A 14,191-nucleotide genomic window follows, 5' to 3' on the forward strand; every position below is an offset into this window, starting at 1 on the left:
CGCATAGGTCACCACTGACGAGTGCGGATTGTCACTCGGCATGGTCTGCCTCCCTCCGAGTAGCTGTACTAATACCGCAGGTGCATGAACTAGGACTTGATTATGCATTTCCTTTGGAATCGGGGCGCGCTCATGCTCGGATGATGACCGCCACCGTGCTCGATTCCGATGACACCGCGGTGCATGAGCGTCGAATCACGGTCGCGCTCTTCGCCGCCGGGCTGACCACCTTCGCGTCGATGTACAGCGCGCAGGCGCTGCTGCCGAGTCTGTCGATCGCGTTCGGGGCGACTCCGGCGCGGGCCGCGCTGGCGGTATCGCTGACCACCGGGCTGCTGGCATTGGCGATCGTGCCGATGAGTGTCCTGTCCGATCGAGTCGGGCGCACCCGCGTGATGATCGGATCGGCCGTGGCGGCCAGCGTCATCGGGCTATTGCTGCCGTTCAGCCCGACGCTGGACGCGCTGCTGGTGGGCCGGGCGATACAGGGTGTGGCGCTGGCCGGAGTGCCTGCCGTGGCCATGGGGTATCTGGCCGAGGAGATCGGTGCGGCCGGACTGGGAGCGGCCATGGGCGTCTACGTCGCAGGGACCAGCCTGGGCGGATTGACGGGGCGGCTCATCCCGGCGTTCACCCTGGAAGTCGGATCGTGGCGCTGGGGTGCGGCCACGATCGCCATCGCCGCGGCGGTATGCGCCGGAATCTTCGTGCGAATGCTGCCGCATTCGCGCCGATTCACCCCTCGTCCGCTCCAAATACGCACTGTCGCCGCCGGTTTCGCGGCACACCTGCGGGATCGCACCCTCCTGCCGCTGTATGGTCTGGCGTTCGTGATGATGGGCGGTTTCGTCTCGCTGTACAACTTCCTCGGCTACCGACTCACCCGCGAACCATTCGGGTTATCCGCTGCCACAGTGGGTTTGGTGTTCGTGCTGTATCTCGCGGGTACGGCCACCGCCGCCGCCTCCGGCCGGATGACGGCGCGGCTCGGCCGATCCCGCGTCATGGGGCTGGGGCTGCTCGGCATGATCATCGGGCTGCTGCTGACCCTGCCCGACCTCTTGCCGGTCATCCTCTTCGGTGTACTGCTGTGCACCGCAGGCTTTTTCGCCATCCACGCCGCCGCCAGCAGCTGGGTCGGCGCGGCGGCCAACGGCAATCGCGCGGCGGCCTCCGCCCTGTACATGTGCGCCTACTACCTGGGCAGCTCCATCGCCGGTGGACTCGGCGGGCTGGTCTTCGGCAGCTTCGGCTGGCCCGGACTGGCGGGGTACGTCGCGGCACTGGTCGCGCTCGCAGCCGGTCTGATCGGCACGCTGGCGATGCGCTCGCGACCCGCGCCGATCGAATCACCGGTGATCGCAACCGATTCCATGCGGTCTTCGTAGCGCACTCGATATCGGGGCGGCAATGATGACCTCGACCACAGCATCCGGTGCGAACTCAATGACCGGGCCGGCTCGGCCAGGGGGCGCGTTACCAGCGCGGGGTCAGTGCGCCCAATGCGCCGAGAGCCACGGCCGCGGCGGTGGACGTGCGCAGCACGGTGGGACCGAGCAGAACTATGTCCGCGCCCGCGTCGGCGAGGGCCGTCAGCTCCGAATCATCCAGGCCGCCTTCGGGACCGACGATGAGGACGACCTCGGGGACGCCGTCGAACGGCAGGTCGGTGAAGCGGCCCGCGCCGGATTCGTGCAGGGCCGCGACGATCGCGCCGTGGGATTTGGCTTCGCGCACCAGGTTCAGCAGGTCGCGGGTGTGGTGCAGGTCGGCTACATCGGGGATGTAGGGGCGGCGGGATTGGCGGGCGGCCTGTTTGGCCGCGGTGCGCCATTTCTCGACGGCCTTGTGCGCCTTGTTCTCCCATTTGGAGACGCAGCGAATGGCCTGCCAGGGAACGATGGCGTCCGCCCCCGCCTCGGTCATGAGTTCGACTGCGAGTTCGGAGCGTTCCGATTTGGGCAGCGCCTGGACGACCGTGACCTGCGGGGTCGCCGGTGCGGCGACCCGGCGGTCCAGCACCTTCAGTTCGAGGCGATCCTTTTCGGCCGCAACCACTTCGGAGTCGGCGAGCAGCCCGTTGCCGTCGGAGAGCGTGATGGGCTCTCCGACGCGGATGCGGCGGACGGTCGCGGCGTGGCGGCCTTCCGGGCCGTCCAGTACGGCCGTGGCACCCGGTTCCGGGATGTCGTCGAGGTAGAAGACGGTGGCGGCCAAGGGATCAGCGTCCGCTGAAGGAGGCGCGCAGGCGGGCGAACAGACCACTGTTGTGCTCGGACTGCGTGGAGAGCACCTCGGTGCGCTCATTGGGTCGCATGCCCTTGTACTTGCGCAACAGTTCCTGCTGCTTGGAATCCATCTTGGTGGGGATGACGATGTCCAGGTGCGCGATCAGATCACCGCGGGAGTTTGCGCGCAGCTTGGGCATACCGTGGCCGCGCAGCACCGAGACCTCGCCGGGCTGGGTGCCCGCGGGAATGGTGAGCTCGACCGGGCCGTCCAGGATGGTGTCGATGACGACCGTGGTGCCCAGCGTCGCGTCCACCATGGGCACGCGAATGGTGCAGTGCAGATCATCGCTGTCGCGCACGAAGGTGTCGTGCGGCTGCTCCACGATCTCGACGTAGAGATCACCTGCGGGACCGCCACCCGGACCGACCTCGCCCTGCGCGGCCAGGCGCACGCGCATACCGCTGGCCACACCGGCCGGAATCGGCGCGGCGATCTCGCGGCGCGAGCGCACGCGACCGTCGCCGCCACACTTGCGGCAGGGGTCCGGAATGGTCTCGCCCGCGCCACGGCAGGTGGGGCACGGTCGCGAGGTCATGACCTGACCCAGGAACGACCGCTGCACGGTCTGCACTTCGCCCGCGCCACCGCAGGTTTCGCAGCGCACCGGCTTGGAGTTGCCGTTGGTGCCCGAACCCACGCACACATCGCAGAGGATGGCGGTGTCGACGGTCAGGTGTTTGGTGACACCGACCGCGCACTCCTGTAGCGAGAGCCGGGTGCGCAGCAGCGAATCCGCGCCGGGCTGCACCCGGCCGCGCGGCTTGCGCGGGTTGGACGTGTTCATCCCGCCGAAGAAGGCCTCGAACACATCACCCAGACCGCCGAAGCCCGCACCGGAGAATCCGCCGCCGGCGCCGCCGCCGGATTCCATCGGGTCACCGCCGAGGTCGACGATGCGCCGCTTCTCCGCATCGGTCAGTACCTCGTAGGCCGTCGACACCTCGCGGAAGCGCTCCTGCGCCTCCGGTTCCGGGTTGACGTCGGGATGCAGTTCACGCGCCAGCTTCCGATAGGCGCGCTTGATCTCCTGGTCGGTCGCGTTGCGTGCGACGCCGAGCAGTGCGTAATAGTCCCGTGCCACTTGTGCTCTCTAGTCCTGTTTCGTCTCGCTGGTTGCTCACCGTTCGGCGAGCACCTCACCGATGTACCGGGCCACGGCCGCTACCGAGGCGATGGTCCCCGGATAGTCCATACGCGTCGGGCCCAGCACCCCCATGCCGCCAAGAACGGTACCGGGCATCCCGTATCCGGTGGACACCACCGCCGTTCCACGCATCTGTTCGACCTTGGTCTCCTCCCCGATCTGCACGGTCACGGTACCCGGCTGCTGTGAGGCGGCCAGCAACTTCAGCACGATGACCTGTTCTTCCAGGGCCTCGAGGACTGAACGCAGGGAGCCCGGGAATCCGTTCCCGGCGAAGTCCCCGGCATTGCGGGTGAGGTTCGCGGTGCCGCCCAGCACCAGGCGCTCCTCGGGATGTTCGACGAGGGTTTCCACCAGCACCGTGGAGACGCGGATGAGCACATCGCGCAGCTTGCCGGTGGAGTGCTCGGGTAGTTCGGCGACCGAGGCGGACGCGGAGGCCAGGCGCTTGCCCTCCATGGCCTTGCCGAGCATGGCGCGCAGTGCGCCCAGATCGTCATCGCCGACGATATTGCCCAGATCCACCAGACGTTGATCGACGCGACCGGAATCGGTGATGACCACCAGCAGCAGCCGGGCCGGATTGAGCGCCACGACTTCGATATGGCGGACGGTGGAGGCGCTCACGGTCGGGTACTGCACCATGGCGACCTGACGGGTCAGCTGCGCGAGCAACCGGACACCGCGGCGCAGCACGTCGTCGAGATCGACGCCGCTCTCCAGGAATTCCATGATGGCCCGGCGCTCGGCATTCGAGAGCGGCTTCACCTCGGAGATGTGATCGACGAACTGCCGATATCCCTTATCGGTCGGTATCCGCCCCGAGCTGGTGTGCGGCTGGGTGATGTACCCCTCGGCCTCGAGCACCGCCATGTCATTGCGGACGGTCGCACTGGAGACACCCAGATTGTGCCGTTCCACCAGGGTTTTCGAGCCGATCGGCTCCTTGGTCGAAATGTAGTCCGCGACGATCGCCCGCAGGACCTCGAGCCGCCGTTGCTCCGTGGTCGACATTCAGCCCCACCTCCTCGCTCGCGTTCGGGTTCACCGTGACCGCTGCCGTGGGCAGTGCGCGGATGATTCCCTGATAGTCGCGCTCCAGTTTAGTTGCCGATCGGCAAATTACCTGCGCGACCTCAGCGCGATCCGGGGGCGGGACGGAACGCCGGGGTGTGGGTCAGCCCGTGGAACCGGAGCGGTAGAGACTCGTCAGCAGGGCGTCCAGTCCCCTTCGAGTCGTATTGCAGGGCACCTGACTCGAATTGTCGGTGCTCCCGGTTCCGGTCGCCCCGTCGTAGAGCAGACCGAGCACGTTCGCTCCCAGATCGAGGACGGCCGAACCGGTGCCCAGGAACTGGACTCGCGTGCCGTCGTCACAGTGGATGGTCTCGGTGCTGCCGGTGCCCGCGCTGCCGATCGTGGCCGGGCCCTCGGCCTGGGCGGGCGCTGCCGATACGGCAATGGCGGCGGTGGCGAGTAGTCCGGTGGCTATGGCGCGTTTCATCGATCCCTCACGAAAACAGCTGTGCGACAACCGACCTCGATAGCCGGTTGGACACGATGCTATTGCGGCCCTGGTTTGAAATAGGCGGATTTCAAACCGAGAGGAATGTAACGCCCATCACATTCTCGATCGGTCCGCGCGCTAACGCAGTCCCGCGAAGAATGCGCGAATATCCGAAACAAGCAGGTCCGGGGTCTGCATGGCCGCGAAATGGCCGCCGGTGTCGAACTCGGTCCAGCGCACGATGTTGTTGAGCTGCTCGGCATAGCGGCGGATGGCCGGGTCGCCGGCGAAATTGGCCACGCCGGTGGGGACGCGGGAGTGGGTGGGGTGCTGCGGGGAATGCAGGGATTCGTAATACATTTGGGCCGAGGAGCTGCCGGTGTTGGTGAACCAGTAGATGGAGACGTCGGCGAGCATGTGGTCGCGGTCGATGCGGTCTTCCAGGGCGCCGCGGGATCCGGTCCAGGCGTGGAACTTCTCCACGATCCAAGCCAGTTGGCCTGCAGGGGAATCCGCCAACGCGAAGCCGAGGGTGTGCGGGCGGGTGCCCTGGATCTGGTAGTAGCCGCTGCCGTCGGTGAGGAATTCGCCTATGAGCGTGAGCTTTTCGCGTTCCAGCTCGGTGAGGGTGGCGGCGTCGTCATCGGGCACCTGACCGTGCGGCATGAAACCCCAGGTGGCGGCGTTGACATGGACGCCGAGCACGCGATCGGCATCGATGCGGCCCAGATCGGGGCCGATGAACGCGCCGTAGTCGCCGCCCTGCACGGCGTAGCGCGGATAGCCCAGGCGGCGCATGAGTTCGGCGTAGGCGCGCGCGGTGCGGATACTGTCCCAGCCGGAATCGGTTGTGGGACCTGAGAATCCGAAATTCGGGTGCGAGGGGATGATCAGATCGAATGCGGGACTGCCGTCCTCGGGATCGCTGAGCGGTTCGATCACGTCCAGGAATTCCAGCACCGAACCGGGCCAGCCGTGCAACATGATCATCGGCGTCGCACCCGTGCGATGAGATCGTATGTGCAGGAAGTGAATTCGCGCACCATCGATGACCGTCGTGTACTGCGGGTAGGAATTGAGCCGCTTCTCCCACACCTGCCAGTCGAACCGCTGCGCCCAGTACTCGGCGAGCTCGCGCAGATAGTCACCCGGCACCCCGCGCGCCCAGCCGGTGCCGGGAATCTGTGCGGGCCAACGGGTTTGACTCAAGCGCTGCCGGAGATCACGCAGCTGTGCCTGCGTGACCTCGACTTGAAAGGGAATGATGTCCTCGTCGAACGTACTGATAGAGGCCAGGGTAATCCCGCATCCGACCGCTCGTGGCCGAATAAACGGGATCACCGGAGGACGGGCGAGGCAGCGACCAGGTTCGGCGATCCCGGCGAGCCCGGTGCACCGGAGCGCACAGCGCGCGACGGGCCTGTCCCGCGAATGAGCAACGCGACAGTCGAATGAGCCGCGTGCCGATCAAGTGAGCAGGGTACGGACGACGGCATCGGCCAGCAGGCGACCGCGATCGGTAAGCACCAGCCGGTCGGCGTGCAGTTCGGCAAGGCCGTCCGCCACCACACGCTGTGCCGCCGCCGCGCCGTCGGCATCCAGATCGCCCAGCGGCAATCCGGTGCGCAAACGCGCGGTGAGCATGACCCGCTCGGTGTAGCGCTCGGAGTCGGTGAGCTGCTCCCATCCGGCTGCGGGCAGACCGCCGAGCGCGACCCGATCCGCATAGCGCGCAGGGTGTTTCACATTCCACCAGCGCACGCCGCCGACATGGCTGTGCGCACCCGGACCCGCGCCGAGCCAATCGCCGCCATCCCAGTAGCCGAGGTTGTGGCGGCAGCGCGCGGCATCGTTCGCGGCCCAGTTGGAGACCTCGTACCAGCCCAGACCGGCGGCTTCGAGGCGCGAATCGATGCGTTCGTAGCGGGCGGCGAGCACATCGTCATCGGGTGCGGGGAGTTCACCGCGCCGGACGCGGCGGGCCAGCGCGGTGCCGTCCTCGACAATCAGCGAGTAGGCGGAGACGTGATCGACCCCGGCGGTGAGCACCGCGTCCAAGCTGGCATCGAGATCGGCGTCGGTCTCCCCCGGCGTGCCATAGATCAAATCCAGATTGACGTGCTCGAACCCGGCCGCCCGCGCCTCCTGCGCGGCGGCGACAGCTCGCCCCGGAGTGTGCGTGCGATCCAGCACCTTCAGCACATGCGCGGCCGCGGACTGCATGCCCAGCGAGATCCTGGTGAAGCCACCGTCCAAAAGCCTGGCGAAGAACTCCGGCGAGGTCGATTCCGGATTCGACTCGGTCGTCACCTCGGCCCCCGGCGCGAGCGTGAAGTTGTCCCGAATAGCGGTCAGCACATTCGCGAGCCCGTCCCCGCCGAGCAGCGAGGGCGTGCCCCCGCCAACGAAGATCGTCTCCACCGGCGGCGTCGCACTCGGAAAAGCCGCGAATTGCTCAGCAGCAGTTGCCAATTCCCCACGCAGTGCCTCGAACCAGGATTGCGGCGACGCCGAAGTCCCCAGCTCCCCCGCCGTATAGGTATTGAAATCGCAGTACCCGCACCGCGTCGCGCAGAACGGCACATGGATATAGATCCCGAACGGCCCGCCCCCGAAGTCCCGCAGCTCCAGCGAAGGCTGATCTGCGGAAACGGTTGGGGCGACACCGACGGAATTCACCCCTCCAGTGTGACCGGTAGCCCAGCTCACACCGCACGCGCCCGGCCACCGGATGGCGAGTGGCCACGATGCGACCGCCATCCGCTCACCGCACTCACGCGAATCCAGCCCGTGCGCACCACGGATGACGCAACCCGCTGTTTCTCCCGGCAGGCGATACCGAGCACCGACTGACATGCTGTCCCCGCACATCCGCGAACAGGGGGGATCTATGTGGGATGACGACAAGCGGCCGGGTGATGTGATCCCTCGGCATGCGATCGATGTGGCGGAGCTCGCGATCGTCGATGCCGGATCGGTGGCGCCGATCGTCTATCACGTGCCGATGCCCGCGGTGCGGCCCGACGGCCCGAATTTCGCGCGGTCGTTCGGCGGAGAGTTGTTGGCGCGCACGCTGATCTGGGATCCGCACGCGACGCAGGAGATGACCTGGCGGTACGCGAAGATGGCGGTCGAGACGATTACCGATCGATTCCGGGCCGGGGGAATCGAGTCCGGATTCGATAACCATGATCGGGTCACCGGGTGGCGGGCGGCGTTCTTCTGGGCGCTGATCGCACGCGATCCCGATGCCATGAACGAGATCGTGGCGTATCCGATCGAGCGGTTGCGGGAGACCGGCGGGAACTCCTTCGACGAGTTCCAATACGAGTGGGCGCGGATTCTCCAGGATGCCTGGAAGTTCGGGCCGGAAGCGGTCGGTGAGCGGGCGCGGGCGCTGGACACCACCAGCCGGGTGGGGGCGCAGGACTCCGTGAACGGGTTGCTGCGGCCGGCTATCGAGGTGTTCGCCCGGTTCGCCGACGGTGATGCCGATGGCTTCCTGTGGGAGCTCGGCAGTGGTCTGCGCATGCATCGGTCGTTCTTCGACACCGACATCTGGCGGCATGATCCCGAAGGCGTGTTCTCGCTGCCGTTGCTGGCGCTGGCCTGCTGGGCGAGTGATCTCGGACTGCGGATCGATATCGAATCCGAGTATCTGCCTTCGGGTTTCATCCTCCGCCCGGATTGGCTGCTCGCGCTGGAAGCGGTCGAGCAGCCGGGTTGAGGCTCAGTCCGTGACGACCGGGGTGTTCTGGCAGAAGGTGAGCAGCCAGCGGCCGTCCTCCTTGGTCATGCCGTAGAGCGGCGTGCCTTCGGAGACGAGTTCGTCATTGTGGGTGAGGTACTGCTGGCGAACCTTGACCACGGCGACATCGGGGCGGATGAAGCGGATGAAGAACGGTTCGTAGGTGGCGTAGCCGTCCTTGGTCGCGCCGGGGAGCACCGCGCGGGTGAAGGTGGAGATCTCGTCGCGCCCGTTGAGGAATTTGCCGTGGCCGGTGGTCCAGATGGCGTCGGGGTGGAAGAGGGCGAGGAAGGCGTCGGCGTCCTCGGCGCGCTGTGCCGCGGCGACCTGGGCGACGACGGCGTGGATGGCTGCGGTCTCGGCCGCGGTGTCGAGTTCTACGGTGCTCATGGGTCCAGTTTCGAACCTCGAGTGCGGTGAAGGTCAACTGTCCAAGATCGATAACGCGGTGATCTATGACTGTTGTCACAAACCGGGTGCGCTTACCAGGGGATTTCCCTCTAAAGTCCGGAAAATATCGGCGGGCGGTCGGAACAACCCATCTGACATGGCACAATAAGCTCCATGACGGAACTTGGAGTGCGACTCGTGGCCCGGCGCCACGTCGACTTCAAGCGTGTCTGCAGCGCGAGCTGTCTGGCCGGAAGCCTCCGGTAGATCGGCTCCCCCCTTTCCCGGATCGACGCCAATTCTGCGGCGTCGAACTCACCGGTTCGCTGATATCGGAGGCGTGAGTCAGCCCCTCTCGCCTGCCCGCAAGACCCTCAGGAGCGACCCCCATGACGTCGAGCACCGACGCCGACAGTTCCGAATCCGCTCGTCCCGCACGCCCCGAACGGCCCGCCGCCGAACGCCGCGTCCGACCGGACCGCCCCCGCTCGGACGCGCCCGTCGCGCCGCGTGAGCGCACCGGTAAGCCGGTGCGGCGCAAGTCGGAAGGACAGTGGGCGCTCGGCTATCGCGAGCCGCTGAACGCGAACGAGCAGAGCAAGAAGGACGACAACCCGCTCAACGTGCGCGCGCGCATCGAGAACATCTACTCGAAGCAGGGTTTCGCCTCCATCGACAAGAGCGATCTGCGCGGCCGCATGCGCTGGTGGGGTCTGTACACCCAGCGCGAACAGGGCTACGACGGCACCTTCACCGGTGACGAGAACATCGATCTGCTCGAGGCCGAGTACTTCATGATGCGGGTGCGCTGCGACGCCGGCGCGCTCAATGTGCGCCAATTGCGCACGCTCGGACAGATTTCCACCGAGTTCGGCCGCGATACCGCGGATCTGTCCGATCGCGAGAACGTGCAGTACCACTGGATCGAGATCGAGAACGTGCCGGAGATCTGGCGGCGGCTCGAAGAGGTCGGCCTGCAGACCACCGAGGCGTGCGGCGACTGCCCGCGCGTGGTGCTCGGCTCCCCGCTGGCCGGTGAATCGTTCGGTGAGGTGCTCGATCCGACGCCCGCCATCGACGAGATCGTCAAGCGGTACATCGGCAAGAAGGAATACTCCAACCTGCCGCGCAAGTTCAAGACCGCCATCTCGGGCCAGCAGGATGTGGTGCACGAGATCAACGACATCGCGTTCGTCGGTGTCGAACATCCCGAACACGGTCCGGGACTTGACCTTTGGGTCGGTGGCGGCCTGTCCACCAATCCGATGCTGGCGCAGCGCCTGGGCGCGTGGGTGCCGCTGGACGAGGTGCCGGATGTGTGGGAAGCGGTCGTCTCGCTGTACCGCGATTACGGCTACCGCCGCCTGCGCACCAAGGCGCGGATCAAGTTCCTGGTCAAGGACTGGGGCGTGGAGAAGTTCCGCGAGGTGCTCGAGACCGAGTATCTGAAGCGCAAGCTGATCGACGGTCCCGCGCCGAAGCAGCCGGAGCGCCCGATCGATCACATCGGTGTGCAGAAGCTGCGTAATGGCTTGAACGCCATCGGTTTCTCCCCCATCGCCGGTCGCGTCTCGGGCACCATCCTGCAGCAGGTCGCCGAAGCGGTGGAATCCATCGGTTCGGACCGGATTCGGTTCACCCCGTACCAGAAGCTGATCGTCCTGGACGTCCCCGACGACAAGGTCGAATGGCTCATCGACGAGCTGAAGCCGCTCGGCCTGCACGGGCGTCCGTCGCATTGGCGGCGAAACCTGCTGGCGTGCAGCGGTATCGAGTTCTGCAAGCTGTCCTTCACCGAGACCCGCAAGCGGTCCCAGGTGCTGGCTCCCGAGCTCGAGACCCGTCTCGCCGATATCAACGCCGACCTCGATGTGCCCATCACGGTGAACATCAACGGCTGCCCCAACTCCTGCGGTCGTTCGCAGATCGCCGATATCGGGTTCAAGGGCATGCTCGTCGACGACGGTGACGGGAATCAGATCGAAGGCTTCCAGGTTCACCTCGGAGGCAGCCTCGGACTCGACAGCGGCTTCGGCCGGAAACTGCGCCAGCACAAGGTGACCAGCACCGAGCTCGGCGATTACATCGAGCGCGTCGTACGCAACTTCGTCAAGAACCGTGATGAGGGTGAGCGTTTCGCGGTGTGGGCTGTCCGCGCCGAAGAGGCAGACCTGCGGTAGTTGGAGGAAACAGCAATGACCACAACGAAACTCGCCGAAGCAGACCTGCGCGCGCTCGCGGAGCAGGGCAATCAGGACCTGGGCCCGAACGCCACCGCGCAGGATCTGCTGCAGTGGACCGAGAAGACCTTCGGCTCCAATTACATTGTCGCGTCCAATATGCAGGACGCGGTGCTGGTGCAGCTGGCCTCGCAGGTGCGACCCGGCGTGGACGTGCTGTTCCTCGATACCGGCTACCACTTCGCCGAGACCATCGGCACGCGGGACGCGGTGGAACTGGTGTACGGCGTGAACATCGTCAATGTGCAGCCGGAAAACACTGTCGCCGAACAGGATCAGCTGCTCGGCAAGGATCTGTTCGCCCGTGACGCCGCCGAATGCTGCCGCCTGCGCAAGGTGGTGCCGCTGACCAAGTCGCTGACCCCGTACAACGCCTGGGTCACCGGCATCCGCCGGGTGGAGGCCCCCACCCGCGCCAACGCGCCCTTGATCTCCTATGACGAGGGCTTCGGCCTGGTGAAGATCAATCCGATCGCCGCCTGGTCCGACGAAGAGATGGCCGCCTACATCGAAGCCAATGGCATCCTCGTCAATCCCCTTGTGGAAGAGGGATATCCGTCCATCGGTTGCGCTCCGTGCACACGGAAGCCGGAACCGGGATCCGATCCGCGAAGCGGCCGCTGGGCCGGCCTCGCCAAGACCGAATGCGGGTTGCACGCCTCATGACTTCAACAGAGACGGAATTCGACACTCTTGCCGCGCTGGAGTCCGAGTCCATCCACATCTTCCGCGAGGTCGCGGGCGAGTTCGAACGGCCGGTGATCCTGTTCTCCGGCGGTAAGGACTCCACCGTCCTGCTGCACCTGGCGCTCAAGGCCTTCTGGCCCGCCAAGCTGCCGTTCGCGCTGCTGCACGTGGACACCGGGCACAATCTGCCCGAGGTCCTCGAATTCCGCGATCACGTGGTCGAGAAGTACGGGCTGCGTTTGCATGTCGCGTCCGTCGAGGAATACCTCGCGGACGGGCGGCTCACCGAGCGGCCGGACGGCATCCGCAATCCGCTGCAGACCGTGCCGCTGCTGGACGCCATCAACGAGAACCGTTTCGACGCGGTCTTCGGCGGCGGCCGCCGCGATGAGGAGCGTTCGCGCGCCAAGGAGCGCATCTTCTCGCTGCGCGACGCGTTCGGGCGCTGGGATCCCAAGCGACAGCGGCCCGAACTGTGGAACCTGTACAACGGCAGGCACGCTCCGGGCGAGCACGTCCGCGTGTTCCCGATCTCCAACTGGACCGAGCTGGATATCTGGCGCTATATCGCCCGCGAGAACGTGGAGCTGGCGAACATCTACTACGCGCATGAGCGCCCGGTGTACCAGCGCGACGGCATGTGGATGACGCCCGGCGTCTGGGGCGGCCCGGCCGAAGGTGAAGAGCTGTCGGTGAAGTCGGTGCGCTACCGCACCGTCGGCGACGGATCCACCACCGGCGCAATCATTTCCGATGCGGCCGACAATGCGGCGATTCTCGCCGAGGTCGCCGCCTCCCGGCTCACCGAACGCGGCGCGACCCGCGGCGACGATCGCGTCTCCGAGGCCGCCATGGAAGATCGCAAGCGAGAGGGTTACTTCTGATGTCCGACCTACTCAGACTGGCCACCGCCGGCAGTGTCGACGACGGCAAGTCCACCCTGGTCGGACGGTTGCTGTACGACACGAAATCGGTGCTGGCGGACCAGATCGACGCGGTGACCCGCGCCTCGGTCGACAAGGGGCTGGCGACGCCGGACCTGTCGCTGCTGGTGGACGGCCTGCGCGCCGAGCGCGAGCAGGGCATCACCATCGATGTGGCGTATCGCTACTTCGCCACGCCCGCACGGTCTTTCGTGCTCGCCGACACCCCCGGACATGTGCAGTACACCCGGAACACGGTGTCCGGGGCGTCGACCGCGCAGCTGGTGATTCTGCTGGTGGACGCTCGCAAGGGTGTTATCGAGCAGACTCGGCGGCATGCCGCGGTGATGGCGCTGCTGGGTGTGCCGAAGCTGGTGCTGGCCGTGAACAAGATCGACCTGGTCGATGATCCGGCCGGTGTCTTCGCGCGCATCGTCGCCGAATTCTCGGAGCTGACAGCCAAATTGGGCTGGGCGGCCGAGGATGTGGTGGAGATTCCGGTGTCCGCGCTGCACGGTGACAATGTCGCCTCGCGGTCGGACAAGACGCCGTACTACACCGGGCCCTCGCTCATCGAGCATCTGGAATCGGTGCCGGTGGACGCCGACAGCACCCGCCACGAGGTGGGTCTGCGGTTCCCAGTGCAGTACGTGATCCGGCCCCGCACAGCCGAATACCCGGATTACCGCGGTTATGCGGGTCAGGTCGCGGCGGGCACCGTGCGCAAGGGCGATGAGGTCGTGGTGTTGCCGTCCGGCACCCGCACCACCGTGGAACGCATCGACACCCCCAATGGTGAGCTCGCCTCCGCACAGCCGGGTCGCAGCGTAACCCTGGTGCTGGCCAATGATGTCGACGTCTCACGCGGTGACACCATCGTGGCCGCCAATGACGCCCCCGAGCCGATCGAGGCGTTCGACGCGACGGTCTGCTGGCTCGGCGACAAGCCGCTGCGCCCCGGCGCCCGACTGCTGCTCAAGCACGGCACCCGCACCACGCAGGCCATCGTCGGCGCGCTCATCGAGCGTTTCGACGAACAGCACCTGTCCGCGGATCCGGCCCCGGAAACGCTGGCGCTCAACGATATCGGCCGCATCTCGATCCGGGTCGCCGACCCGATCGCGGCCGACGACTACAGCGTCAACCGCTACACCGGCAGCTTCCTGCTCATCGACCCGGCGGGCGGCAACACCCTCGCCGCGGGCCTGGTCGGCGACGCCCTGACCAAGGTCGAGGTCGGCACGGAAGCCGGAGCCTGAC

13 protein-coding genes are annotated in these 14,191 nt (G+C 66.4%); 6 read left to right on the forward strand and 7 right to left on the reverse strand.

Going from position 1 to position 14,191, the window contains the following annotated elements:
• Positions 1–143 precede the first annotated feature (143 nt).
• The gene (locus ACFC0O_RS45265) at positions 144–1,388 is read left to right on the forward strand and encodes an MFS transporter (RefSeq protein WP_375968472.1); all 1,245 of its coding nucleotides are present in this window, start codon (positions 144–146) and stop codon (positions 1,386–1,388) included.
• An 88-nt stretch (positions 1,389–1,476) separates the two neighbouring features.
• Here the strand turns inward: ACFC0O_RS45265 and ACFC0O_RS45270 are convergent, their stop codons facing one another.
• The 6 genes from ACFC0O_RS45270 to hemW form a co-directional block, all read right to left on the reverse strand.
• Positions 1,477–2,217 (reverse strand): 16S rRNA (uracil(1498)-N(3))-methyltransferase, encoded by a 741-nt coding sequence (locus ACFC0O_RS45270; protein WP_364638552.1) that lies wholly within the window; start codon positions 2,215–2,217, stop codon positions 1,477–1,479.
• Between the two features lie 4 nt (positions 2,218–2,221).
• A complete protein-coding gene (gene dnaJ / locus ACFC0O_RS45275) occupies positions 2,222–3,373 on the reverse strand; it encodes a molecular chaperone DnaJ (protein ID WP_375968473.1) in 1,152 nt (383 codons plus the stop codon).
• Between the two features lie 36 nt (positions 3,374–3,409).
• Entirely contained in the window at positions 3,410–4,450 is a 1,041-nt protein-coding gene (gene hrcA, locus ACFC0O_RS45280; RefSeq protein WP_375968474.1) for a heat-inducible transcriptional repressor HrcA, read from the reverse strand.
• Between the two features lie 163 nt (positions 4,451–4,613).
• Entirely contained in the window at positions 4,614–4,940 is a 327-nt protein-coding gene (locus ACFC0O_RS45285; protein WP_375968475.1) for a hypothetical protein, read from the reverse strand.
• A gap of 141 nt (positions 4,941–5,081) precedes the next feature.
• The gene (locus tag ACFC0O_RS45290; RefSeq protein ID WP_375968620.1) at positions 5,082–6,281 is read right to left on the reverse strand and encodes an epoxide hydrolase family protein; all 1,200 of its coding nucleotides are present in this window, start codon (positions 6,279–6,281) and stop codon (positions 5,082–5,084) included.
• Between the two features lie 129 nt (positions 6,282–6,410).
• On the reverse strand, positions 6,411–7,622 hold the full coding sequence (hemW, locus tag ACFC0O_RS45295; protein WP_375968476.1) for a radical SAM family heme chaperone HemW: 1,212 nt from the start codon (positions 7,620–7,622) through the stop codon (positions 6,411–6,413).
• A gap of 211 nt (positions 7,623–7,833) precedes the next feature.
• On the opposite strand from hemW, the gene ACFC0O_RS45300 reads away from it, so the two are divergent.
• Positions 7,834–8,670 (forward strand): immunity 49 family protein, encoded by an 837-nt coding sequence (locus tag ACFC0O_RS45300; RefSeq protein ID WP_375968477.1) that lies wholly within the window; start codon positions 7,834–7,836, stop codon positions 8,668–8,670.
• A gap of 3 nt (positions 8,671–8,673) precedes the next feature.
• On the opposite strand, the gene ACFC0O_RS45305 is transcribed toward ACFC0O_RS45300, so the two are convergent.
• Complete coding sequence (locus ACFC0O_RS45305; protein ID WP_375968478.1) at positions 8,674–9,081, reverse strand: SgcJ/EcaC family oxidoreductase; 408 nt, start codon at positions 9,079–9,081, stop codon at positions 8,674–8,676.
• 389 nt (positions 9,082–9,470) lie between these two features.
• On the opposite strand from ACFC0O_RS45305, the gene ACFC0O_RS45310 reads away from it, so the two are divergent.
• From ACFC0O_RS45310 to ACFC0O_RS45325, 4 genes are read left to right on the forward strand one after another with little or no spacing between them, the layout of a single operon-like run.
• Positions 9,471–11,261: a nitrite/sulfite reductase gene (locus ACFC0O_RS45310; protein ID WP_375968479.1), complete on the forward strand. Its 1,791-nt coding sequence runs from the start codon at positions 9,471–9,473 to the stop codon at positions 11,259–11,261.
• A gap of 15 nt (positions 11,262–11,276) precedes the next feature.
• Positions 11,277–11,987: a phosphoadenylyl-sulfate reductase gene (locus tag ACFC0O_RS45315; protein ID WP_364638566.1), complete on the forward strand. Its 711-nt coding sequence runs from the start codon at positions 11,277–11,279 to the stop codon at positions 11,985–11,987.
• Positions 11,966–12,892 carry a sulfate adenylyltransferase subunit CysD gene (gene cysD, locus ACFC0O_RS45320; RefSeq protein WP_375968480.1) on the forward strand — a complete coding sequence of 309 codons (927 nt, stop codon included), beginning with the start codon at positions 11,966–11,968 and terminating at the stop codon, positions 12,890–12,892. The genes ACFC0O_RS45315 and cysD overlap by 22 nt, the downstream gene beginning before the upstream one ends.
• A complete protein-coding gene (locus tag ACFC0O_RS45325; protein WP_375968481.1) occupies positions 12,892–14,190 on the forward strand; it encodes a sulfate adenylyltransferase subunit 1 in 1,299 nt (432 codons plus the stop codon). Before cysD ends, ACFC0O_RS45325 begins: the two co-directional genes overlap by 1 nt.
• Position 14,191 lies beyond the last annotated feature (1 nt).

The organism is Nocardia sp. NPDC056100, from assembly GCF_042266325.1.
Lineage (GTDB): Bacteria > Actinomycetota > Actinomycetes > Mycobacteriales > Mycobacteriaceae > Nocardia.